This is a genomic window from Streptomyces sp. SLBN-8D4 (assembly GCF_049739545.1).
In the GTDB taxonomy this organism is placed as follows: Bacteria; Actinomycetota; Actinomycetes; order Streptomycetales; family Streptomycetaceae; genus Streptomyces; species Streptomyces canus_C.
In genome coordinates this window covers 6,865,812-6,886,479 of sequence record NZ_JBMGQC010000001.1, presented here as the reverse complement: position 1 = coordinate 6,886,479, position 20,668 = coordinate 6,865,812, and the positions used below count along the sequence as shown (strand labels likewise).

At 71.3% G+C, this 20,668-nt stretch carries 21 protein-coding genes, 1 other RNA gene and 2 pseudogenes; 13 read left to right on the top strand and 11 right to left on the bottom strand.

Annotated features, from left to right (window positions below):
* Positions 1 to 48 precede the first annotated feature (48 nt).
* The 9 genes from RKD20_RS31250 (at position 49) to RKD20_RS31210 (ending at position 7,497) form a co-directional block, all read left to right on the top strand.
* Positions 49 to 909 (top strand): DsbA family oxidoreductase, encoded by an 861-nt coding sequence (locus RKD20_RS31250; RefSeq protein ID WP_424880616.1) that lies wholly within the window; start codon positions 49 to 51, stop codon positions 907 to 909.
* Entirely contained in the window at positions 830 to 1,474 is a 645-nt protein-coding gene (locus RKD20_RS31245) for an FMN-dependent NADH-azoreductase (RefSeq protein ID WP_424880615.1), read from the top strand. Before RKD20_RS31250 ends, RKD20_RS31245 begins: the two co-directional genes overlap by 80 nt.
* A 36-nt stretch (positions 1,475 to 1,510) precedes the next feature.
* Positions 1,511 to 2,176 (top strand): NAD(P)-dependent oxidoreductase, encoded by a 666-nt coding sequence (locus RKD20_RS31240; protein WP_424880614.1) that lies wholly within the window; start codon positions 1,511 to 1,513, stop codon positions 2,174 to 2,176.
* 90 nt (positions 2,177 to 2,266) lie between these two features.
* Positions 2,267 to 2,989, top strand: a complete 723-nt coding sequence (locus RKD20_RS31235) for an SDR family NAD(P)-dependent oxidoreductase (protein ID WP_385626521.1) — start codon at positions 2,267 to 2,269, stop codon at positions 2,987 to 2,989.
* 212 nt (positions 2,990 to 3,201) lie between these two features.
* Complete coding sequence (locus tag RKD20_RS31230; protein ID WP_424880613.1) at positions 3,202 to 3,504, top strand: NAD(P)H-binding protein; 303 nt, start codon at positions 3,202 to 3,204, stop codon at positions 3,502 to 3,504.
* Between the two features lie 957 nt (positions 3,505 to 4,461).
* Positions 4,462 to 4,812, top strand: coding sequence for a type II toxin-antitoxin system Phd/YefM family antitoxin (locus RKD20_RS31225; RefSeq protein WP_307625421.1), 351 nt, complete (start codon positions 4,462 to 4,464; stop codon positions 4,810 to 4,812).
* Complete coding sequence (locus RKD20_RS31220; protein ID WP_424880612.1) at positions 4,809 to 5,381, top strand: Fic/DOC family protein; 573 nt, start codon at positions 4,809 to 4,811, stop codon at positions 5,379 to 5,381. Before RKD20_RS31225 ends, RKD20_RS31220 begins: the two co-directional genes overlap by 4 nt.
* 271 nt (positions 5,382 to 5,652) lie before the next feature.
* Positions 5,653 to 6,264, top strand: coding sequence for a protein kinase domain-containing protein (locus RKD20_RS31215; RefSeq protein ID WP_424880611.1), 612 nt, complete (start codon positions 5,653 to 5,655; stop codon positions 6,262 to 6,264).
* Between the two features lie 27 nt (positions 6,265 to 6,291).
* On the top strand, positions 6,292 to 7,497 hold the full coding sequence (locus RKD20_RS31210; protein ID WP_424883368.1) for an N-6 DNA methylase: 1,206 nt from the start codon (positions 6,292 to 6,294) through the stop codon (positions 7,495 to 7,497).
* Positions 7,498 to 7,684: 187 nt separating this feature from the next.
* On the opposite strand, the gene RKD20_RS31205 is transcribed toward RKD20_RS31210, so the two are convergent.
* The 6 genes and pseudogenes from RKD20_RS31205 to RKD20_RS31180 form a co-directional block, all read right to left on the bottom strand.
* A complete protein-coding gene (locus RKD20_RS31205) occupies positions 7,685 to 7,933 on the bottom strand; it encodes a hypothetical protein (protein ID WP_424880610.1) in 249 nt (82 codons plus the stop codon).
* A gap of 235 nt (positions 7,934 to 8,168) precedes the next feature.
* An RNA gene (gene rnpB, locus RKD20_RS31200) (RNase P RNA component class A) lies at positions 8,169 to 8,570 on the bottom strand.
* Between the two features lie 115 nt (positions 8,571 to 8,685).
* A pseudogene (locus tag RKD20_RS31195) lies at positions 8,686 to 9,468 on the bottom strand (DMT family transporter); the annotation flags it as partial.
* 18 nt (positions 9,469 to 9,486) lie between these two features.
* Positions 9,487 to 10,314, bottom strand: a complete 828-nt coding sequence (locus RKD20_RS31190; protein ID WP_424880609.1) for a helix-turn-helix domain-containing protein — start codon at positions 10,312 to 10,314, stop codon at positions 9,487 to 9,489.
* A gap of 54 nt (positions 10,315 to 10,368) precedes the next feature.
* Positions 10,369 to 10,852: pseudogene (locus tag RKD20_RS31185) on the bottom strand (Uma2 family endonuclease).
* 116 nt (positions 10,853 to 10,968) lie between these two features.
* Positions 10,969 to 12,399, bottom strand: a complete 1,431-nt coding sequence (locus RKD20_RS31180) for an RNB domain-containing ribonuclease (protein ID WP_424880608.1) — start codon at positions 12,397 to 12,399, stop codon at positions 10,969 to 10,971.
* 63 nt (positions 12,400 to 12,462) lie between these two features.
* Between RKD20_RS31180 and yaaA the strand changes: the two genes are divergently transcribed.
* Together yaaA and RKD20_RS31170 are read left to right on the top strand one after the other, a co-directional pair.
* On the top strand, positions 12,463 to 13,245 hold the full coding sequence (gene yaaA / locus RKD20_RS31175; RefSeq protein WP_424880607.1) for a peroxide stress protein YaaA: 783 nt from the start codon (positions 12,463 to 12,465) through the stop codon (positions 13,243 to 13,245).
* Between the two features lie 63 nt (positions 13,246 to 13,308).
* The gene (locus tag RKD20_RS31170; RefSeq protein WP_424880606.1) at positions 13,309 to 13,974 is read left to right on the top strand and encodes a bifunctional 4-hydroxy-2-oxoglutarate aldolase/2-dehydro-3-deoxy-phosphogluconate aldolase; all 666 of its coding nucleotides are present in this window, start codon (positions 13,309 to 13,311) and stop codon (positions 13,972 to 13,974) included.
* Here the strand turns inward: RKD20_RS31170 and RKD20_RS31165 are convergent.
* The 3 genes from RKD20_RS31165 to RKD20_RS31155 are packed head-to-tail and all read right to left on the bottom strand — an operon-like array spanning position 13,957 to position 16,750.
* Positions 13,957 to 15,150: a bifunctional RNase H/acid phosphatase gene (locus RKD20_RS31165; protein ID WP_424880605.1), complete on the bottom strand. Its 1,194-nt coding sequence runs from the start codon at positions 15,148 to 15,150 to the stop codon at positions 13,957 to 13,959. The two genes, RKD20_RS31170 and RKD20_RS31165, sit on opposite strands and share 18 nt — an antisense overlap.
* A gap of 11 nt (positions 15,151 to 15,161) precedes the next feature.
* Entirely contained in the window at positions 15,162 to 15,905 is a 744-nt protein-coding gene (locus RKD20_RS31160) for a zinc ribbon domain-containing protein (RefSeq protein ID WP_359426019.1), read from the bottom strand.
* Positions 15,902 to 16,750: a Nif3-like dinuclear metal center hexameric protein gene (locus RKD20_RS31155; protein WP_424880604.1), complete on the bottom strand. Its 849-nt coding sequence runs from the start codon at positions 16,748 to 16,750 to the stop codon at positions 15,902 to 15,904. Before RKD20_RS31155 ends, RKD20_RS31160 begins: the two co-directional genes overlap by 4 nt.
* Before the next feature lie 211 nt (positions 16,751 to 16,961).
* Here RKD20_RS31155 and RKD20_RS31150 point away from each other — a divergent pair, with 211 nt between their 5' ends.
* A complete protein-coding gene (locus RKD20_RS31150) occupies positions 16,962 to 18,287 on the top strand; it encodes a hypothetical protein (RefSeq protein WP_424880603.1) in 1,326 nt (441 codons plus the stop codon).
* Between the two features lie 96 nt (positions 18,288 to 18,383).
* The gene (locus tag RKD20_RS31145; protein WP_020116022.1) at positions 18,384 to 18,536 is read left to right on the top strand and encodes a hypothetical protein; all 153 of its coding nucleotides are present in this window, start codon (positions 18,384 to 18,386) and stop codon (positions 18,534 to 18,536) included.
* A 55-nt stretch (positions 18,537 to 18,591) separates the two neighbouring features.
* Here the strand turns inward: RKD20_RS31145 and RKD20_RS31140 are convergent, their stop codons facing one another.
* Together RKD20_RS31140 and RKD20_RS31135 are read right to left on the bottom strand one after the other, a co-directional pair.
* Entirely contained in the window at positions 18,592 to 19,566 is a 975-nt protein-coding gene (locus RKD20_RS31140) for a 3-oxoacyl-ACP reductase (protein ID WP_424880602.1), read from the bottom strand.
* A gap of 9 nt (positions 19,567 to 19,575) precedes the next feature.
* Positions 19,576 to 20,652, bottom strand: coding sequence for a Zn-dependent alcohol dehydrogenase (locus RKD20_RS31135; protein ID WP_424880601.1), 1,077 nt, complete (start codon positions 20,650 to 20,652; stop codon positions 19,576 to 19,578).
* Positions 20,653 to 20,668: the final 16 nt, after the last annotated feature.

Here is a 20,668-nt window from a genome sequence, read left to right as displayed (position 1 = left end):
CGCTACGAACAAAACGTAAGAATCAAGCGCAGGCATGGGAGGCGCGTCATGAAGATCGAGATCTGGGCCGAGATCACCTGCCCCTGGTGCGGACTGGGCAGCCACCGTCTGGACCGGGCTGTGGAGCGGTTCGAGCACGGCGACGAGGTGGAGGTCGTCCACCACTCGTTCCCGCTGAGCAGTTCCTTCCCCGTGGATGAGACGTTCAGCGTCCGTGACGCGCTGCTGCGCCGGCACGGCATCGGCGGCTCCCAGGCCGAGGCGTCCACGCGCCGGATCGAGGCGCTGGCCGAGGCCGAGGGACTCACCCCCTACCAGGTGCTGGACAACCTGGTCGCCAACACCGACCTGGCGCACGAGTTCCTCGCCCACGCCTCCGCCGAGGGCAAGAACCGCGAAGCCTGGGACACGATCTTCCGCGCCTACTTCGGCCAGGCCCGCCCCGTCTTCAGCATGGACGACCTGCTCGACCTGGGCCAGGAGATCACTCTGGACCGCGAGAGCACCCGCCAGGCGCTCACCGAGCACCGCTACCAGCGGCAGGTGAGCGACGATGCCGCCCGCGCCCAGCGCCTGGGCGCCACCGGCGCGCCCTTCATCGTCATCGACGGCAGGTACGGCATCCCCGGGGCCCAGGACAGCGACGGCCTTCTCCGACGTGCTGCGCACGGCCTGGGACGCCTCCCACCCGCTCCCCCTCGCCACCGACGGCGACGCTGCGGTCTGCGGCCCCGACGGCTGCGCCGTAGCGGCCCGCAGCTGACCTCCACCGGTCACCCCCGATCCGCCCCCGACCCACCCTTGATCGTTTCGAAAGGCCGACTTCCCCATGTCCTACCTGCTGCACATCGACGCCTCCTCGCTCGACGAGGCATCCGTCTCCCGTCAGGTCGCCCGGTCCTTCCGTGACGAGTGGAAGGGCGCGGTCGTCCACCGCGACCTGGCCGCCTCCCCCGCCCCGCACCTCAGCGCGGCGGGCATCACCGCCCGCACCACCGACCCCGCCGCCCGCACCCCCGAACAGGCGAAGGCCGCGGCGGTCCAGGACGAGCTGATCGAGGAGTTCCTCGGCGCCGACGCCTACCTCTTCACCGTGCCGATGTACAACCTCACGATGCCGTCCGTGTTCAAGGCATGGCTCGACCAGATCATGGTCAACGGGCGCACCCTGAGCTTCGACGGACCCCCTCCCACCCTCGGCCGCCCCGCCACGGTGATCTCCGCACGCGGCGGCGGCTACGGCCCCGGCGCCCCCAAGCACGGCATGGACCACCTGGTGCCGACGCTGGAAACCGTCCTGGGTCACCCGGCCAACCTCGGCCTCGACCTGACGACGGTCCTGCCCGAACTGACCATGGCCCCGTACGTGCCGATGATGGCCCCGCTGCTGCCGGTGCACGAGGCGTCCATGACCAAGGCGCACGACGAGGCCCGCCGGCTGGGCTCTGCCCTGACCGGCCGACAGGCCGCCTGATCCACCCCTGAACTGACCGAAAGGCGTTTGATCACCATGAGCAACCTCCTGGTCCTCGGCGGCAGCGGCCGCACCGGCACCCACGTCCTGGAGCACGCCGCCCAACGCGGCCACCACGTCCGCGCCCTCGTCCGCAACCCCGACAAGGTGCAGGCACCGGCCGGCGTCGAACTGATCCAGGGCACACCCGCCGACATCGACGACATCCGCAAGGCCGCCGAAGGCACCGACGCGGTGATCAGCGCGCTGAACAACGCCCGCGCCTCCGACAACCCGTGGGCCAAGCCGGTCAGCCCGCCCATGTTCATGACCGACGCCACCCGCAACACGCTCACCGTCATGGGCGAACAGGGCATACCCCGCATCGTGCTGACGTCCACGCAGGGCGCCGGCGACGACTGGGCCCGGCTCAACCCGCTGGTCAAGGCGTTCATCAACCTGTCGAACATCAAGGCGGGCTTCGCGGACCACACCGGCCTCGACCAGCTCGTCCGCGCCTCGTCCGGCATCGACTGGACCCTTGCCCGCGCCGTCACCCTGACCGGCAAGCCCCTCAGTGGTCCCGTACGGGCAGCCGAGGCCGGCACCGAAAAGCCCGGCGCCCGGATCAACCGCGCCGACCTCGCCCACTTCCTCGTCCAGACGATCGAGGACGACACCTGGATCCGCAAAGCCCCCCTCGTCTGGAACACCCGCGGCTGACGCCCTCGGGCGGTCCGACATGAACCGGCCCCTGTCCCACCCCACCCCACCACCGCACCGCAATCCGAACAGTGAAGGGGAGAACATCCCATGTCCAAGGTGATCGCCATCTTCGGCGCCGGCAAGGGCCTCGGCGCCTCCGTCGCGCGCCGCTTTGCCCGCGAGGGTTTCCGTGTGGCGCTCGTCGCCCGCGGCAAGGAGCGTCTCGACGCCCTCGTCGAGGAGCTGAAGGCCGAAGGCATCGACGCGGCCGGTTTCACCGCCGACCTGTCCAAGCCCGAGCAGGCCGGCGCCACGGTCCAGGCCATCCGTGACCACTTCGGTCGCATCGACGTGGTCGAGTACGGTCCGATCAGCGGCGAGCAGGCCTTCGCTCCCGCCGCGAAGCTGGACGCGGCCACCCTGCGCAAGGACAGCCCGCTGCTCCTGCTCACCCCGGTCGAGGTGGCCCAGGCCGTGCTGCCGGAGTGGAACGAGCGCGGCGACGGCGCCTTCCTCATGACCACCGGCGCCACGGCCGGCTCCCCGCGCCCCTTCGCCAGCGGCGTCGGCCCGCTCATGGCAGCCGCCCGCAACTGGCTCTTCTCGCTCAACGGCGAGCTGGCCGACGCCGGCATCTACGCCGGCACCCTGTCCATCGCCGCGTTCATCGCCCGGAGCGAGATGGGCGAACTCGCCGCGAGGAGCCTGGCCAAGACCGGCTCCGGCACGGGCCCGCTCGTCGACCCCGACGCGCTGGCCGACCAGTACTGGGACATGTACACCAAGCGTGACCGCGTCGAGCAGCTCTTCCCCGAGTACGACGCCGCCTGAGGCAACGGCTGGGCAGGTGCTGCCCTACCGGCCCAATAGGACACCGCGCGGGGTGCGGCGCCCGGACGCACAGCCGTGCCCCGACGGTAGTCGAGCGGGAAAGCCCACGAGCCTGCGCGGCCCGGCAGCGCAGCCCGCGTTGCCGAGCCCTCAGCCGCCCCGCCATCAGCTCACCCGACCTCATCCCTGCCGTGATCCACACACTGTCAACCTTGCCTAGGGGCGAGTCGCTCCGCGAGGTCCTCTTCAAGCTGTCGAACATCAAGGCGGGCTTCGAAGACCACACCGCCCTCGACCAGGTCGTCCGCGCCACGTCCGGCATCGACTGGACCCTGGCCCGCGCCGTCGCCCTCGCGGACAAGCCCCTCAGCGGCCCCCTACGGGCCGCCGAGGCCGGCACCGAAAAGCCCGGCGCCCGGATCAACCGCGCCGAGCTCGCCCACTTCCTCGTCCAGACGATCGAGGACGACACCTGGATCCGCAAAGCCCCCCTCGTCTGGAGCACACGAGGATGACCCACCCCATGATCCACACCCACCGTTCGGGGACGTGGCGCTCAGGCAGGGCATCACGTTCGAGGAGCTGAGCCGCCTTGCGCCGTGGACGCGACCCTCAGGACCCTGTTCCCAACCACGGCACGCGGTGAGGGCGCCCCGCCGACAGGGACGGGAAGCCCATGCCTCACACCACCGCCTTCGCCAGGAACCAGTGGTTCCCGGCAGGAGTGGCCAACGAGACGCTCTCGCCAGTGATCACTTCCAACGGGCTCCGCCGCCGGACGCACCACCGGTGATCGAGTTCAAACAGAGCGGGTCGGCGGGAAGACATCTCGTACATGTACTTCCGAGCGCATCAGCATCCGAGACGTCTCCTTCAGAGTGACACTGGACCGCATTTGACACCCGGAATGCCCGAATATGCAGCATGGGCAGCGGACAGAGACGACGATACCCGTAGCGCAGATTCGCCCCGGATTCGTCCCCGAGGGTTTGTTTAGCTAGTAAACATGGCCTCTGACCTGCTGAAATACAAGACGGCAGACGAGTCGGGCTATACGCCGGGGAGAATCACCGCAGCGCTATGACCTGTGCAAACGTACAGGGAGGACGTTTCCCTGGCTACCTTGATGGCTACGTAAGGAGGCGCTCCGCGCCGGAGCGGTCCGGACAAGGGCTTCGTCGCTCTCGGAGAGGCCGGTTCTGGTGGCCACCGAGGCGGACGACATCACCGCCGACATGGTGATCACCGAACCCCACCGGCGCGATGTACCAGTGGTCCGGTTCAACCCCGCCGACATCGGCGAGGACCTCGCGATCCCGGCTCATTTCGGCACCTGGCCGCCCCCTGTGGCGCTACCGGCCCGTTGTCCAGCTCCGCTTCCAGGACGGCGAACCTGCCCGGGACGGGACACCCACCGGAATCCGTACTAGAATCTGTACAGAATCAAGCCTCTATATGGGTACGGTGACAGCATGGTGATCCCTGAGGTCGTGACCGTCAGCGACGCGCGCGCGGGACTGTCGCGGATCCTGGCCGACCTGTCGGAGTCCGGCGCGGATGCCGACCCGGTCCTGATCGGCGCCCACCGCAAGCCCCAGGGCGTCCTCCTGTCCGTCGAGGCCTTCGAGGCGCTGAGCGGCCGAGCGGCACGGCGTGCGGCCGTCGCCTCGGCCACCGGCTCCATCGAGGCCGAAGGGCTCCACGCCTCCGAGGCCTCCGACCGCGATACCGAGGCGTATGTGAAGGGCGACGTCGACGCGGACACCCTGGTCGCCCGCGCGATCGCCCGTCACCGACAGACTTCGGAGCGGCGGGCAGGGTGAACGATCCGTACGCCATGCCGGGCGGCGTGCTGCGCAACAAGCTCGGCATCACCGACCATCAGCTGCTCGCGGCAGCAGAGGCGGACATCACCCGGGCGCGCCTCGTCATGCTCGCCGAACGCCCCCTACCCGGCGCGTACGACCTCGGCCATTTCCAAGCGTTCCATGCCGCGATCTTCGGCGACATCTATCCGTGGGCAGGCGAATTACGCACCGTGAACATCGCCAAGCGCACACCCTTCTGCCCGGCGAGAAACCTGGTGCCCTACGCCGGAGAGGTATTCGGCCGTCTCGCCTCATCCGGCCGGCTGCGGAGTCTCCCTCGGCAGGAATTCGTCATCCAACTGGCCACGTTGTACGGCGACATGAACGTCCTACACCCGTTCCGCGAGGGCAACGGCCGTGCCCAGCGGGCGTTCCTGGCCCAGCTGAGCGCCGACGCGGGATACACCCTGAACTGGTCGGGCATGGACCCTCAACGCAACGAGGACGCCTCGGTGAAGAGCTTCCTCGGTGACAACAATCTGTTGGAGCAGCTACTCGACGAGCTCATCACCACCACGGGGTGACGCCCCCCACCACCACCGGCAGGCGCGTGGCGTGTGTCAGGCCGAAATGGAGTGCGCCGGTTCCCTGGCCACGCGGACGCTCCAGGCCGAGCAGCCCTCATCCTGGCCAAGGGCAACCTCTGACCATGCCACACGCGGCCCACCCCCATGACCTGACGACAAAGCCCTCTCCGGCTTCGCTGCAGACAGCTCGCTCAGCTGCCCTAGGATCGTCAGCAATCGCTTACGCACTGTCATGTCAGGTGGACGTACGAGCTTGGGGAGGCCCCGGATGTCTCGGGGAGAGCGCATAGCCGATCGCTACGAGTTGTGCACGCCGATCGGCCACGGCGCGATGGGCGAGGTATGGGAGTGCACCGACCTGCGCCTGAAACGGCAGGTCGCCCTCAAGTTCATCCGTCCGGAACTCCTCGGCTCCGGCGACGAACGGCAGCGCTTCATCCGGCGCTTCCGGCGTGAGGCCGCCGCTCTCGCCGGGGTTGACCATCCCCACGTCGCGACCGTGCACGACGCCGGTGAGTGGAAGACGATGCAGTATCTCGTCATGCAACTCGTGCCAGGCGTGGCGACTGTGGCGGATCTCGTGGCGGAGCATGGCCCGCTCGCTGTGGAGGCAACCGCCGCCGCAGGCGCGCAGATCGTCGCCGGGCTGTCCGCCGTACATGCGGCAGGTCTCGTGCAGCTCCCTCGGCGACCTGCTGGGCCAGGGCGCGCGGCGTGTAGTCCGCTCCAGACGGCGGACGACAAGCAGTGGAAGCTCATCGGCGCGGACGTCGATGGTCTTCAAGATGCCGTCGGGTGCAACCATGATGTTCTGCGGCTTGAGATCCCTGCCACGGAGTCCCGCCTCCGTAAGAACACCGGCACCCGGCCCGGACGGTAGACCAGCGGTTCCAGCACGACGCAGGAGATCCTCGCCTGGTCCACCGCGCTGCTGACCGGAGAAAAACCCAACTGCCTGGCCCGGCTGCGTCCAGGCGGCGCCGCGGTGCTGCTGCTGCCGCCCGCCGTCGCCGCCAGGAAAGCGGGACGGCGGATCCGTGGTTCACTGCTGCGCACCGGCCACCTCCGGGCCGTCGTCGCATTGCCCCCGGGATGCGCGGCACCGCACAGCGTCTCCCTGCACCTGTGGCTGCTGCGGACACCCGCGCCGGGGGAGGAGAAGCAGGCGGGCCGGCGGCTCCTGGTCGCCGACGCCGCGTCACGCTTCCCCCGGGACTCCGCGCGGGAGAGCACCTCCGCCCCCGACTGGGCGGCGATCGGCACCTTCGTCCGCGAGGCCGTCGAACAGGCCGACTCCCCGCAGCTCCCCGCCTACGTCGCGCAGGTGCCCGTCATCGAACTCCTCGACGACGAGGTCGACCTCACCCCGGGACGCCACATCACCCCGTCCCCAGCGGACACCGCGCCCCGACTGGCCGCGTCCTGGGACGAGTTCACCTCACTTACCGCAAGCATGGACAAGTCGGCGCGGCTGCTCGCGGCGCTCGACCTCGTCGCAGCCACGGCGGACACACCGACAGCGACCACCGTCGCCGAACTCGCCCGGGCCGGTGCACTCACCCTGCGCGGCGGCCAACAGCCACCGGAGGAATCGATCCACCCCAGTCCCTCGTCCGACGGCGACATCCCCTTTCTCACCGTTCCCGACCTATTGGGGACGGGGGAACCCGGGGGCTGGCTCGCCCCCGACGGTGATTCGGCCCGCGAGGCCGTGATCGTCCAACCCGGGGACATCGTGGTCGTGGGCGTGGCACGGAGATTCTCCGCCTGGGTCCACGACGGGCCGCCCACCGCCCTCGGTCCGCAGCTGCACGCCGTGCGGGTGCAGCCCGAACAGCTCGACGCCTGGTTCCTCGCCGGTTCGCTCCGCGCCCCGGCCAACGCCCGGCAGGCCGGCACCCACACGACGAGTTCCTCCCGCATCGACGTCCGCCGCCTCCAAGTCCGCCAGGTCCCGCTCGGCGAACAACGCCGCTACGGCGAGGTGTTCCGTGAACTGGATTCCTTTGAGAAGGTGTTGCGCCGCGCCGCCGACCTCGGCGCGGGCCTCGTCCGCGGCCTCGGCGACGAACTCGCGGCGGGACGCCTGGCGGGCGGGGCCGTAGAGCGCTGAGCGTTACACGGCGGCCGGTTCCGTGTGACTCGCGAAACGGCTCTACCGCCGACCTGCGAGCGTCACGCCGCCCGGCCTGCGCGGTTCGTGCACACGCGTCGGTGTTCGTGGGACCGGCGGGCCGTCTCCAGCCGTCCGCGGAAGGCGGCCATACGTCGACGACATCTCCCGGCCGCTCGGCGGGCACTCACGCCTCCGCATCCCCCGGGTCCGCGAGGCGGCCCAAGAGCTGGGTGTCGACCGCGACGCGTACGGCCTCGACGCGGGCCGCAAGGTCCGGTATCAGCCCGGCGGCGGTGCGGCCGGCCGTGTCAACCGCTCTGATGGCGACGTCCAGTTCGCCGAAGGCGAGGCGGCACTCGGCGAGGCGCAGCCGGATGACCGCTCGTTCAGCCCGCTCGGCAGGGCTGTCCCCGTGGATCAGGTACGGCTGCATGCGTGTTCAGGCATCGCGGCGAGATCGCCCAGATGCCCCAGGGCAGAGGCTGATTGCCCCAGTTCAGGCCCGTCGCCGCCGATCTCCGCCCCCACGCCCCATGGCTACTCTCGTGGCTGCGTACGTAGCCGCGCGACCCCGTTCGAACCGGTGCAGAGCGGGGTCTAGCCTAGCCCTCGATTTCACAGAAAGCGCCCCCTGACCAGTATGTTCGCTGACCAGGGGCCCTTGGTGGCAGACGAGTCGGGCTGTACGCCGGGTTCTGTCGCCCGGTCGCCTCGCGGCGGCCGGGGAGACGGCCATCCATCTAGGGTCGACGTTGCCGTCGGCCTCGTGCGGTCTACCCGCGGACTCGGGCGGGCAGCCCTCGAACGTCCGCGCAGAAACACCTGGGTGTTTCCTTTTGACCTTGCTCCGGGTGGGGTTTACCTAGCTGCTCAGGTCGCCCTGGGCACTGGTGGTCTCTTACACCGCCGTTTCACCCTTACCGAGGACCGAAGTCCCCGGCGGTTTGTTTTCTGTGGCACTTTCCCGCGGGTCACCCCGGGTGGCCGTTAGCCATCACCCTGCCCTGTGGAGCCCGGACGTTCCTCGGGAAGGCCCCTGAGGGACTTCACGCGGCCGTCCGCCCGGCTCGTCTGCCGTGTCGACCATGTTACCGGGCGGGTGGCGGCCCCCCGACCGGAGGCGGTCGCCAGTACCGAGCCCGCCAGGATCAGGGTGAAGGCCGCCGCGATGGCCGCAGTCAGTGGCTCGGACAGGAAGATCGCGCCCGCTGCCACCGCCACCGCCGGGTTGACGTACGTGAACACCGTCGCCCTCGTCGGACCGGCCTCCTTGATCAGCTCCAGGAAGGCCACGAAGGCGACCGCGGTGCAGACCACGCCCAGGGTGGCCAGCGCGGTCAGGACCGAGGCGGAGGGCATCGCCGACGGCCAGGTCATCGCCGCCGCCGGGGCGTAGACCAGGGCGGCGAGGGCCAGGCAGGGGGCGATGAGCTGGAGGGTCGGGACGTCCTTCAGGTAGCGCGCGGCTATCAGGGGGGCCGTCGCGTAGCCGATCACCGTTATCAGCACCTCGGCCAGGGAGCGGGCGTCGCCGCCGGTCAGGTGGGGGACCGTAAGGACTCCTACGCTGGCCAGGCCCAGGCCGAGCCCGACGACGCGCCGCACTCCCAGTCTCTCCGTCTCGCCGAAGAAGCGGGCCAGGGCCACTCCCACGATCGGGACGCCCGCGATCAGCAGGCCCGCCGTCGAGCTGGACAGGTGGCGTTCCGCGTCGGTCAAGGTCCACCAGGGGCCGATGATCTCGATGCACGCGAAGGCCAGCATCGGGCGCCAGTGGGTGCGAACGGTGGCGGGCAGGCCCCCCTGCCGTACCGCGAAGGGCAGGAGCAGGGCCGCGCCCAGCGCACAGCGCGTGAACACCACCATCGACGGGGACAGCGGGGCATCCACCGCCACCTTGATCAGCAGGTAGGGGATGCCCCAGACCACTCCCATCAGGGAGAACAGGAACCAGCCGCGCGCAGTCATGCGGCTATGTTCGCCACGTCAGCGGCTGCCGTCTTGAACGCTGTTGCGGTACGCCGCCGGGGTGACCCCCAGGACCCGCCGGAACCAGCGGGTCAGGTGCGCCTGGTCGGCGAAGCCCACCAGGCCCGCGACCTCGGCCGGCTTGAGTCCGGACTCCAGTAGTCCGCGGGCCCGGTGCACCCGGTGCTGCGCCAGCCAGGCGTACGGGGGCATCCCCATCGTCGTACGGAAGGCTCGCAGGAGTTGGTAACGGGACAGGCCCAGAGCGGTGGCGAGTTCGGCGAGGGAGGGGGGCTCCAGGAGTTCGTCGGCCAGGCGGTCCCGTACCGCGTGGGCGATGTGGGCGGCACCTGGGAGGGCATCGTCGAAAGCACGGGCCGTGGAGTGGCGGCCGACGAGGGCCGTGAGCAGCCAGGGGAGACGGGACTCGGTCTCCAACGGGTCGGGGCAGGAGCTCAGTTCGGTGTGGGCGCGGCTGAGGGCGGTGGCGAGTTCGGGGTCGTCGAGGAGGGGCTCGGGGAAGTACGGGAAGCCGCCGCCGAGGGTGCCTTCGGTGAGGAGGGAGGGATCGGGGTACAGGGCGCGGTAGGCGTAGCCGCCGTCGGAGGCTGCGGGGCGGCCGGTGTGCATTTCGCCTGGAGCCAGTACGACGATGGAGCCCGGGCCCGGACGGAGGTGGTCGCCCCGGTAGTCGATGACCTCGGAGCCGCCGACGCAGATGCCGATGCTGAACTGCTCGTGCGTGTGCGAGGCGTAGACGTGGCGGTCGAAGCGGGCGGTCAGGAGGTCCAGCGGGGGGCCGCAACGGCCCAGCCGTGCTCTCGTCCACAGTGCCTGTTCCGCCACGGTCGTCCCCCTGTCCGTCTTGCTCAGAGCTCAGAGGGTGCAACGCCCTGGCACTCAGAGAAAGTCCGCGGTCTCCAACTCGAAGGCGAACGGCTCCGGGAGGGTGAGCGCCTTGCCGAAGGGGCGGGTCCAGTGCTCGCGGTAGTCGTCCTTCTCCGGGTCGCTGAACAGCGTGACCGAGTCGGTGTCCCGGTCGACGAGAAGGTGGAGGGGGATGCCTCCGCGTGCGTAGCAGCGGCGCTTGGCCTCACGGTCTGCCTGGGGCTTCGGGGACGTCACTTCCAGGACCATGGCGACGCCGTTGCAAGGCATCCAGGATCCGGCCTGCGCGAAAAGGTCGAGGTCAAGGGGCGCGAACGTGACGTCCGGAACCGCGTGGTTCTTCGGACTACTTCTCGTGCTCCCCGTCCGGCGGCTGCGTCACAACGATCTCTCCCTCGCTCAGTTCAGCCCGGAAACCCTCCGGGGTGTCGAGGGCCAGGAAGATCTCCGGCAGTCCCTCAGCCGGCGTGAGCGGATCATGGGCCACGGCAGTCATGTCACGCCCCTCCTTCTGTCGCTCGTCAGGCTGGGGCATCGGAAGATCATCTGTCCGTGGGATCGGGAACCGTTCCCTCGATCGTGGCAGAGGCTCAGCGCCGCCGTCGCACACGATCAAGCAGGCGCGAAGCGCACCTTCGCAGCCCCCGGAGACGTTCCCGGATCCGACTGGACGACCTTCACCCTGAGCCGCTCGCCCAGCGACAGATCCTCCCCGTCGATCCGCCCCACGACCGCCGGGGTCTCCAACTGCACGGTCCCCACCGTCGGCCGGTGTTCGTCGAGGTCCACCACGCACCCGTCGAACACCTCCCCCACCCGGTCCTTCAGCACCGCCGCCTCGACGAGGTCGACGCACGCCCGTTCCACCGTGGCCGCACGGTGGCCGCCCTCGGACATCTCGCGAGGCAGCGCGTCGAAAGCGGCGAGCACCCACTCCGGCACGGGCTCCCCCGCGGCCGCCGCAAGGCAGATCTCCGACGCGTACCGGTCGACCAGGCGCCGCAGTGGTGCCGTGCAGTGGGCGTACGGGGCGGCGACCGCCGCGTGGGTGGTGAGGGAGGGCAGGACGCCGTCGCGGAAGACCGTGTAGCCGGCGCCCCGCAGCAGGGTCGTGCACTCCTGGAGGAACGCCGCGTGGGAGGGGACCCCCGGGGCCAGGGAACGGATCAGCGCCGCGTACGACACATGGTGCGGCCAGTCGATGTGCAGGGCGGTGGCGGTACGGCGGAGCCGACCCACCGCGCCGTCCGGGGCGGCGGGGAGGGTGCGGAGCACGCCCGTGCCGTACGCGAGCATCAGGTCGGCGGCGGCCATGCCCGTGAGCAGGGAGATCTGGGCGTTCCAGCCGTCGGCGGGCAGCGGAGCGCGGTACGTGAGCTCGTACGGGCCGTTCCGCTCGACGATCTCCTGCTCGGGGACCCGCAAGGAGATTCCGCCGCGCTCGACCTCAAGCCGCTCCCGGAGCGCACCGACCTCGCTCAGCAGAAACAGCGGCTCCTCCGCCGTACCCGAGTCGACCGCCCGCTGCACGCCCTCGTAGTCGAGCCTGGCCCGGCTGCGGACCAGGGCCCGGCGGACGTCGGTGGCGGTCGTACGGCCGTCCGCGTCGAGGTCGATCGTCCACAGCGCGGCCGGGCGGATCTGGTCCGGGAGGAGGCTCGCGGCGCCCTCGCTGAGCGCCGGCGGATGGAGCGGGATGCGGGTGTCCGGGAAGTACAGGGTCATCACCCGCCGGTGTGTCTCCGTGTCCAGTGCCGATCCGGGGACCACGAAGGCGGCGACGTCCGCGATGGCGTACCGGAGGCGGTAGCCGGTGCCCCGCCGGGAGAGGTGCATCGCCTGGTCGAGGTCGGTGGAGGCGGGCGGGTCGATGGTGAAGAGGGGGAGGTCGGTGGCGTCCTCGTACCCCTTCAGCACAGGCGTACGTCCTGCCTCCGCGGTCGCCTCGGGCGGGAAGTCCGAGGGCACGCCGAGTTCGGTGCGCAGGGCGGCGAAGGCGGCCCGTAGCGGGACGTCGGTCACACGTATGCGGCGGCGGGGCATACAGCGAGGGTAAGCAGATCGGGCCCCGTACGCTGTCCGGAGCTCAACAGAAGGAGATGTTCCGTGCTGGTCCTGCTGCCTCCCTCCGAAGGCAAGGCGTCCTCCGGTCGTGGCGCCCCGCTGAAGCTGGAGTCGCTGTCGCTGCCGGGGCTCAACGAGAGCCGGGAGGCCGTCCTCGACGCGCTCGTCGAGCTGTGCGCCGCCGACGAGGAGAAGGCGCGCGAGGTGCTCGGGCTGAGCGAGGGGCTGCGCGGCGAGGTCGCGAAGAACGTCGAGCTCAGGACCGCTGGGGCGCGGCCCGCCGGGGAGATCTACACGGGTGTCCTCTACGACGCCCTCGACCTGGCTTCCCTCGACGCGGCCGCGAAGAGGCGTGCGGGGCGTTCGCTGCTCGTGTTCTCGGGGCTGTGGGGCGCGGTCCGGGTGACCGACCGGATTCCGTCGTACCGCTGCTCGATGGGGGTGCGGCTGCCCGGGATCGGGGCGCTGGGCGCGCACTGGCGTACGCCGATGGCCGCCGTCGTCGACGAAGCCGCCGGGAAGGGCCTCGTGCTCGATCTGCGGTCCTCCGCCTACGCGGCCGCGTGGAAGCCGAAGGGTGAGGTCGCGGGGCGCACGGCGACCGTACGGGTGCTGCACGCGCCGACCCGGAAGGTCGTCAGCCACTTCAACAAGGCGACGAAGGGGCGGATGGTGCGGAGCCTGCTGTCGGCCGGGGTCTCCCCCAAGGGGCCGGCCGAGCTGGTCGAGGCGCTGCGGGAGCTCGGGTACGTGGTGGAGGCCGAGGCTCCCGCGAAGGCCGGGCAGGCGTGGGCGCTGGATGTGCTGGTGGACGAGATCCACTGACGTTTCGTTGCAGTGGCTGCAACGGCCGTTGCGTGCATCGCAGCGCTTCGGCACGATGACGCCATGGCCTCCTCCTCGCATGCCTCGCGTACCTCGCATGGCTCGTTGCTCGACCTCGCGCCCGTCGTCCCCGTTGTCGTGCTCCAGGACGCCTCCGACGCCGTACCGCTCGCGCGCGCCCTGGTCGCCGGCGGGCTGCCCGCGATCGAGGTGACGCTGCGGACACCGGCCGCGCTGGACGCGATCCGGGCGATCGCCGAGGAGGTGCCGGAAGCGGTGGTCGGGGCCGGGACCGTCATCACGCCCGGGCAGGTGCGGGAGTCGGTGGCGGCGGGTGCGCGCTTCCTCGTCAGCCCGGGCTGGACGGACGTACTCCTGGAGGCGATGCGGGGGTCCGGGGTGCCGTTCCTGCCGGGGGTGTCCACGGCCTCGGAGGTCGTGGCGCTGCTGGAACGGGGGGTGCGGGAGATGAAGTTCTTCCCGGCGGAGGCGGCGGGCGGTACGGCGTATCTGAAGTCCCTCGCCGGGCCGCTGCCGCAAGCGCGGTTCTGTCCGACGGGCGGGATCGGGCCCGGTAATGCCCCCGAGTACCTGTCCCTGCCCAACGTCGGTTGCGTGGGCGGCACTTGGATGCTGCCCACCGATGCGATCGCCGCGCGCGACTGGGGGCGGGTGGAGGCGCTGGCCCGGGAGGCGTCCGGACTTTCCGGCCTACGGCCGCAGGTGTGACGTGTCGTTGAGGAGCCGCACGCTCGCGTTGCCGTCGGCGTAGTACGCGACCACCGACATCGACGCCGCCGAGAGTTCCATGCGGAACAGGGACTCGGGCGGGGCGCCGAGGGCCAGGCGGACGAACGTCTTGATCGGGGTGACGTGCGTGACGAGCAGGACCGTTCGGCCCGCGTACGCCGCGACGAGCTTGTCCCTGGTCGCCGCGATCCGGGTCGCCGTGGCCGCGAAGCTCTCGCCGCCGCCGGTGGGTTGGGCCTCCGGGTCGGACAGCCAGGCGGTGAGGTCGTCCGGGTAGCGCTCGCGCACCTCGCCGAAGGTGAGGCCCTCCCAGGCGCCGAAGTCGGTCTCGATCAAGCCGTCCTCGACGGTCACCTCGATGCCGAGGCGCTCCGCCACGGCGGCGGCCGTCTCCTTCGTACGGGTCAGGGGCGAGGCGAGGATGTGCTGGATCGTGCCCCGCTCGGCCAGGGCTTCGGCAGCCCTCCTGGCCTGTTCCCTGCCGATGTCGGACAGGGACGGATCGGTGCCGCCGCTGCCCGAGAACCGCTTCTGGGGCGTCAGCGGAGTCTCCCCGTGCCGCAGGAGCACGAAGGTGGCCGGAGCACCCATGTCGGCCGGGGCCCAGCCGGGGCCTGCCACGGCCGTCGCGGCACGCACGTCGGCCGCGGCCTTGGCGGCGCGCACGTCAGCCACGTCAGTCTCCGCGTCTGCGGGACGCACGTCCGCCTCCGCCGAGTCAGCGGACAGCTTCCGCACCGAACTCGCCGACGCCCCCGAATCCATCGCCTCGTTCGCCAGCCGGTCCGCCCGCTTGTTCTGCTCGCGCGGGATCCACTCGTACGTCACCCGCCCCGGCGGAAACACCCGCCCCGCCTCCAGGGCGAGCGGCTTCATGTCGGGGTGCTTGATCTTCCAGCGCCCCGACATCTGCTCGACGACGAGCTTGGAGTCCATGCGGACGTGGACACGGGCGGCGGGGTCCAGGTCGTGCGCGGCGCGCAGGCACGCCAGCAGCCCCCGGTACTCCGCCACGTTGTTGGTGACGACGCCGAGGTACTCGTACGCCTCGACCAGCGTCTCCCCCGTCACCGCGTCCAGCACCACGCAGCCGTAGCCGGCCGGCCCGGGGTTGCCCCGCGAGCCGCCGTCGGCCTCGACGATGAACTCCCGCACGCCGACGCCCCTTACAGGCCGGAGTCGGACGTGCGCACCAGGATGCGGCGGCAGTTCTCGCAGCGCACCACGGTGTCGGGCGCGGCCGCGCGGACCTCGTTGAAGTCCGTGATGGACAGCTCCTGGCGGCAGCCCTGGCAGGTGCGCTGGTACAGCTTGGCCGCGCCGATGCCGCCCTGCTGCTCGCGGAGCTTCTCGTAGAGCTTGAGGAGGTCGGCGGGGACGGAGGCGGCGATGACCTCGCGCTCCTTGGTCACGGAGGCGATCTCGCCGTCGAGGGTCTCGAAGGCCGCGTCCCGGCGGGCGGTGGCGTCCTCGATCTTCGACTGGACGGAGGAGACGCGTCCGGTCAGCTCGGCCACCCGCTCCTGTGCGGACTCCAGACGCTCCATGACCTCGAGGACGACGTCCTCCAGGTCGCCCTGGCGCTTGGCGAGGGAGGTGATCTCGCGCTGGAGGTTCTCCAGGTCCTTGGGCGAGGTCACGGCTCCGGAGTCCAGGCGCTGCTGGTCGCGGGCGGCGCGCTGACGCACCTGGTCCACGTCCTGCTCGGCCTTGGTCTGCTCGCGGGCGGTGTCGCTCTCCTCGGTCTGGGCGGCCACGAGCAGGTCGCGCAGCTGGGTGGCGTCCTTGGTGAGCGACTCGATCTCGGCGTGCTCGGGCAGCGACCTGCGCTTGTGGGTGAGCTGCTGGAGGCGGACGTCGAGGGCCTGGACGTCGAGGAGGCGGATCTGGTCGGCGGGCGCGGCGTTCAGTTGGGGGCTCCAGGTGAAGGGGAGTGGCTGGTCCAGGGGTCGGTGACCGTCTTGGAGACGTGCACACGCAGGTTCCAGCCGTGGCGGTCGGAGATCTCGTCGAGCTGGGCGGCGGCCAGCTCGCACCAGGGCCACTCGGTGGCCCAGTGCGCCGCGTCGAGCAGCGCGAGAGGACTGTGGGCGCGGGCCGCGACGAACTCTGCGACCGGGTGGTGGCGCAGGTCCGCGGTGAGGAAGGCGTCGACACCGGCCGCGCGCACCTGGTCGAAGAGGCTGTCGCCGGAACCGCCGCTGACGGCGACCGTGCGGACGGTGGCCTCGGGATCGCCGGCGACGCGGATGCCCTGGGCGGTGGCCGGCAGGCGTTCGGCGGCTCGCGCGGCGAGTTCACGGACGGTCGTCGGGGGGTCGAGCTCGCACACACGGCCCAGCCCCCGGCGCCCTTCCGGGTCCGTCGGGTCCGGCACCAGCGGCCGTACGACACGGAGGTCGAGCGCGCCCGCGAGCGCGTCCGAGACGCCCGGGTCGGCGGTGTCCGCGTTGGTGTGGGCCACGTGCAGCGCGATGTCGTTCTTGATGAGGGTGTGGACGACCCTGCCCTTGAAGTGCGAGGCCGCCACGGTCGTCGTACCGCGCAGATAGAGGGGGTGGTGGGTGACCAGCAGGTCCGCGCCCAGCTTCACCGCCTCGTCGACGATCTCCTGGACCGGGTCCACGGCGAAGAGGACCCGCGCGACCTCCTGGTCGGGTTCGCCCACGACGGTACCGACCGCGTCCCAGGACTCGGCCCGCTCGGCGGGCCACAGGTTCTCCAGCGCGGCGATGACTTCAGACAGACGGGGCACGGGGAAAGGCTACCTGCCTGGTCTGTCCGCCTGAACCTGTGCCGTCGGCCGACGGAACCCGGGCCCCGGGAACCCGTGCCCCGCCGAGCACAGTCGCCCCGGTTTCCTCAGGCGAATCGTTCCTGTGCCACCCCTTTGCGTGAAGGGGAAGCCCGCCCGCCCCACGCCCGCGCGTGGGAAAGCTAGTTTCGTGACCGGAGGTGACCGGACGATGACGGCCTGTGCCATCGAACCCGCGGCGGCGAACGAGGAGAACGGGGAGAACGGGGAGAACGGGGACGGGGGGACCTCGCGTACGGAGCGCGCTATCACCGAGGACGGGGACACACCGCGGACGGAGCGCGTGATCACCGAGGACGGCAGGACCCCGCGCACCGCATGCGTGATCACCGTCGACGGCTCCTACGCGGCCCGCCTCGCCCGCGACGGCGACTCCTGGTTCCCGGAGCGCTGGACCCTGGACGGCCCCGAGCCCTACGCCGTGCCGCTGCCCGGCAACCAGCCCGAGGAGCCCGGCACCGAGGTGCAGCCCATGGGCGACGGGCGGGTGCTGATCAGGCGGTTCACGGACGGGCGGCACGCCTTCTCGCTGCTCTACCCGACCGCGCCCCGGACCGGCGAGCTGCCGCTGGGCGCGGTCGGGTGCCCGGACGAGGGGACGGTCCTACGGCTGCTGCCGCCGGCGCCGGGCGGCGAGAAGGCGTACGCCCTCGCCGTGGGCCCGCGCTCCAGTGCCGTGTGGCTGGTGGCGGGCGGTGCCTTCGGGCCGGAGCACGTCGCCCAGGTCCCGGGGCGCTGCTCGGGCGGGGTGTGGCTGGACCGGGCCGGGCGGATGCTGGCCCTGGACCGGGAGACGGACGGGCGGACCAAGGCGGTCGTGGTCGATCTGGAGCGGGGCGGGGAGGTGTCGCCGCTGCTGCAGATCGCCGACGGCAGCGACGACCGGCTGCTGCTGGCCGACCCGGACAGCGGGCTGCTGCTGATCTCCTCGGACGCGCCGTCGCCGGGACGTCCGCGGCTGGGCTGGGGGGTGCTGGGCAGCACGCTGCCGGTGCGCTTCCCGGAGTGCCTGCGGGTGCCCGACTGCGCACTGACACCGTTCGCGATCCAGCCGGGGCAGGTGCTGGTGCCGGAGAGCTGCGGGGTGGCGCTGCGCGTCGACGGGCCGATGGGCAGCTGGGTGGGCGTGTGGCGGCCCGCCGCCCGGCAGGTCCAGCATCTTCCGGCGCCCGGGGGGTGGCTGGCGGGGGCCGGGCTGTGGACCGAGGACGGGGAGCTGCTCCTGCCGTACGCCACGGCGGACACGCCGTGCGGGGTGGCGCGGTGGGCGGCAGCCCCGGGGAGCGGGGCCCCCGCAGGGGAAGCGGAGGGTCCGGGGACAGCGGGGGCAACGGGGGCGGGGGACGCGGGCCCGGAGGGTTCGGAGGGCGGCGGCGGGAAGCTCGCGGGGTCGCCCGAACCGGACCCTCCGGAGCCGGCCGTGGCCCGTCCTGTGCCCTTGCAGCAAGCCCCGTTGGGCAATCTTGTAACGAAGTAGTGCCGGTTGGCCGGGCCGCCTGGATTCGCCCTGTGGTGTGCCGGTTAAACTCCCCCCGCTGTAAGAAAGATCATGTTGACGGGGTGAATTACTTCCATGAGCGACGCCAGCACGAACCAGTCGACTGCCGACGTCCAGGAGTCCACGGGCCACGGTAAGCACCGGGGTCCGGTCTCGGTCCAGGACAGCGACACGGCCCCGCGTGGCCGTCACCGCAAGTCGGTCGAGCAGACCGAGGCCGCGGCCTGAGGTCAGACGGCGACACACGGCCCGCTCCTCGTCCGGGGAGCGGGCCGCTTCGCGTCTACTCCCTTTTCAGGCCCAGGACTTCGGCCGCCGCGAAGGTCTCCCCGGCCGGCCGGCGCGCGTAGTGCGGGGTGAGTAGCGCGTCCAGTTCGTCGTAGGTGAACGTGTCCTGCTTGCTGTCGAACTTGGCCTGCACCCGCGGCCGTTCGACCACGACGACCATTCCGCCGTGCACCACGAGCAGCTGGCCGTTGACGCGCTCTGCGGCGGGCGAGGCCAAGTAGCCGACGAGCGGGGCGACATGCTCGGGGGCGAGGGGGTCGAGTCCCGACTCGGGCTGCTCCAGGCCGGCGAAGACGTCCTCGGTCATCCGGGTGCGGGCACGCGGGCAGATGGCATTGGCCGTGACGCCGTACTTGGCGAGCGCGAGGGCCGTCGAGGTGGTGAGTCCGACGATTCCCCCTTTGGCCGCCGCGTAGTTGGGCTGTCCGGCGGACCCGGCGAGAAACGCCTCCGAGGAGGTGTTCACGATCCGGCCGTACACCGGCCCGCCCGCCGCCTTGGAACGCTCCCGCCAGTGCGCGGCCGCGAACCGGGTCGTGTTGAAGTGGCCCTTGAGGTGGACCCGGATCACCGCGTCCCACTCGCCCTCGGTCATGGAGAAGACCATGCGGTCGCGCAGGATGCCCGCGTTGTTGACGAGGATGTCGAGCTTGCCGAACTCGGCGATCGCCAACTCCGTGAGCTCACGCGCCTGTTGGTGGTCGGCCACGTCCCCGGTGTGGGCGACGGCCTGTCCGCCCGCGGCCCGGATCTCGTCGGCGACCTGCTCGGCGGGGCCCGCGGAGGCCTCGCCGGAACCGTCCCGGCCCGGTTGTCCGTAGTCGTTGACGACGACGGCGGCGCCGAGCCGGGCCAGCTCCAGCGCCTCCGCCCTGCCCAGCCCCCGGCCGGCGCCGGTGACGATCGCCGCGAGCCCATCGAGCGGCCGCGCCCCCGGCCGTACCCCTGCCTGCACCCCTGCCTGTGTCATACGGGGACCTCAGATCTCGATGCAGGTACGGAGTGAGCTCCCCGTGCGCATCTGGTCCAGCGCCTCGTTGATCTCGCTCAGCGACACCCGGTGGGTGATCAGACCGTCCAGGTCGATGCGGCCGGCCCGCCACAGGGCGATGGTCCGCTCGTAGGAGCGCAGCACGTCCCCGCCGCCGTACAGGGAGGGCAGGATGCGCTTCTCGTCGAAGAACAGCTCGAACATGTTGAGCTGGAGGTTGTCGTCCATGGCGCCCGCGCCGACGACCACGAGGGTGCCACCGCGCCGGGTGGTCTCGTACGCCGTCCTCGCGGTGGCCGACTTGCCGACGACCTCGAAGACGTAGTCGAAGCCCTCGCCCCCGGTCACCTGCTGCTTGGCGTCGGCGAGTTCGTCCGGGGAGACGGCCCGGGTGGCCCCGAACCCCAGGGCCGCCTCGCGGCGCGAGGCGACCGGGTCGACGGCGACGATCTCGGCGGCGCCCTTGAGGCGGGCGCCCTGGATGGCGGAGATGCCGACGCCGCCGCAGCCGATGACGGCGACCGACGAACCGGCCTCCACGTCCGCGGTGTTGAGCGCGGCCCCGAGTCCGGTGGTGACCCCGCAGCCGATCAGCGCCGCGATGTCGAAGGGCACGTCGTCGGGTATCGGCACCGCGCAGCCCGCGTCGACGACGACCTCCTCGGTGAAGGTGCCGGTGCCCGCGAAACCGAACACGTCCCCGCCGGGGCGCCGGAAGTTGGGGGTGCCCGCGTTCATGAACCCGGCCAGGCACAGCTCGGTCTGCCCGCGCTTGCAGGCGGGGCAGGCACCGCAGGCGGGCAGCCAGCAGACGACGACCCGGTCGCCCGCCTTCAAGTGGCTGACGCCCTCCCCGACTTCGACGATCTCGCCCGCGCCTTCGTGTCCGGGCACGAACGGCGCCGGCTGCGGGAGGACCCCGGCCATCGCGGACAGGTCGGAATGGCACAGCCCGGTGGCCCGTATCCGGATCCGCACCCTGCCGGGTCCAAAGCCCACCGCCTCGACGTCCTCGAGGACTTCGAGCTTTTCCTGGCCGATCTCGTGCAGTACGGCTGCGCGCATGGTGCGGCTCCCCTCG

Coding starts and splice junctions, on each gene's coding strand:
- RKD20_RS31170 (WP_424880606.1), top strand. CDS start 13,309: ATGGCCTCCTCCTCGCATGCCTCGCGTACCTCGCATGGCTCGTTGCTC.
- RKD20_RS31235 (WP_385626521.1), top strand. CDS start 2,267: ATGTCCAAGGTGATCGCCATCTTCGGCGCCGGCAAGGGCCTCGGCGCC.
- RKD20_RS31225 (WP_307625421.1), top strand. CDS start 4,462: ATGGTGATCCCTGAGGTCGTGACCGTCAGCGACGCGCGCGCGGGACTG.
- RKD20_RS31140 (WP_424880602.1), bottom strand. CDS start 19,566: ATGACACAGGCAGGGGTGCAGGCAGGGGTACGGCCGGGGGCGCGGCCG.
- RKD20_RS31215 (WP_424880611.1), top strand. CDS start 5,653: ATGTCTCGGGGAGAGCGCATAGCCGATCGCTACGAGTTGTGCACGCCG.
- RKD20_RS31240 (WP_424880614.1), top strand. CDS start 1,511: ATGAGCAACCTCCTGGTCCTCGGCGGCAGCGGCCGCACCGGCACCCAC.
- RKD20_RS31250 (WP_424880616.1), top strand. CDS start 49: ATGAAGATCGAGATCTGGGCCGAGATCACCTGCCCCTGGTGCGGACTG.
- RKD20_RS31150 (WP_424880603.1), top strand. CDS start 16,962: ATGACGGCCTGTGCCATCGAACCCGCGGCGGCGAACGAGGAGAACGGG.
- RKD20_RS31245 (WP_424880615.1), top strand. CDS start 830: ATGTCCTACCTGCTGCACATCGACGCCTCCTCGCTCGACGAGGCATCC.
- RKD20_RS31145 (WP_020116022.1), top strand. CDS start 18,384: ATGAGCGACGCCAGCACGAACCAGTCGACTGCCGACGTCCAGGAGTCC.
- RKD20_RS31180 (WP_424880608.1), bottom strand. CDS start 12,399: ATGCCCCGCCGCCGCATACGTGTGACCGACGTCCCGCTACGGGCCGCC.
- RKD20_RS31205 (WP_424880610.1), bottom strand. CDS start 7,933: ATGCAGCCGTACCTGATCCACGGGGACAGCCCTGCCGAGCGGGCTGAA.
- RKD20_RS31135 (WP_424880601.1), bottom strand. CDS start 20,652: ATGCGCGCAGCCGTACTGCACGAGATCGGCCAGGAAAAGCTCGAAGTC.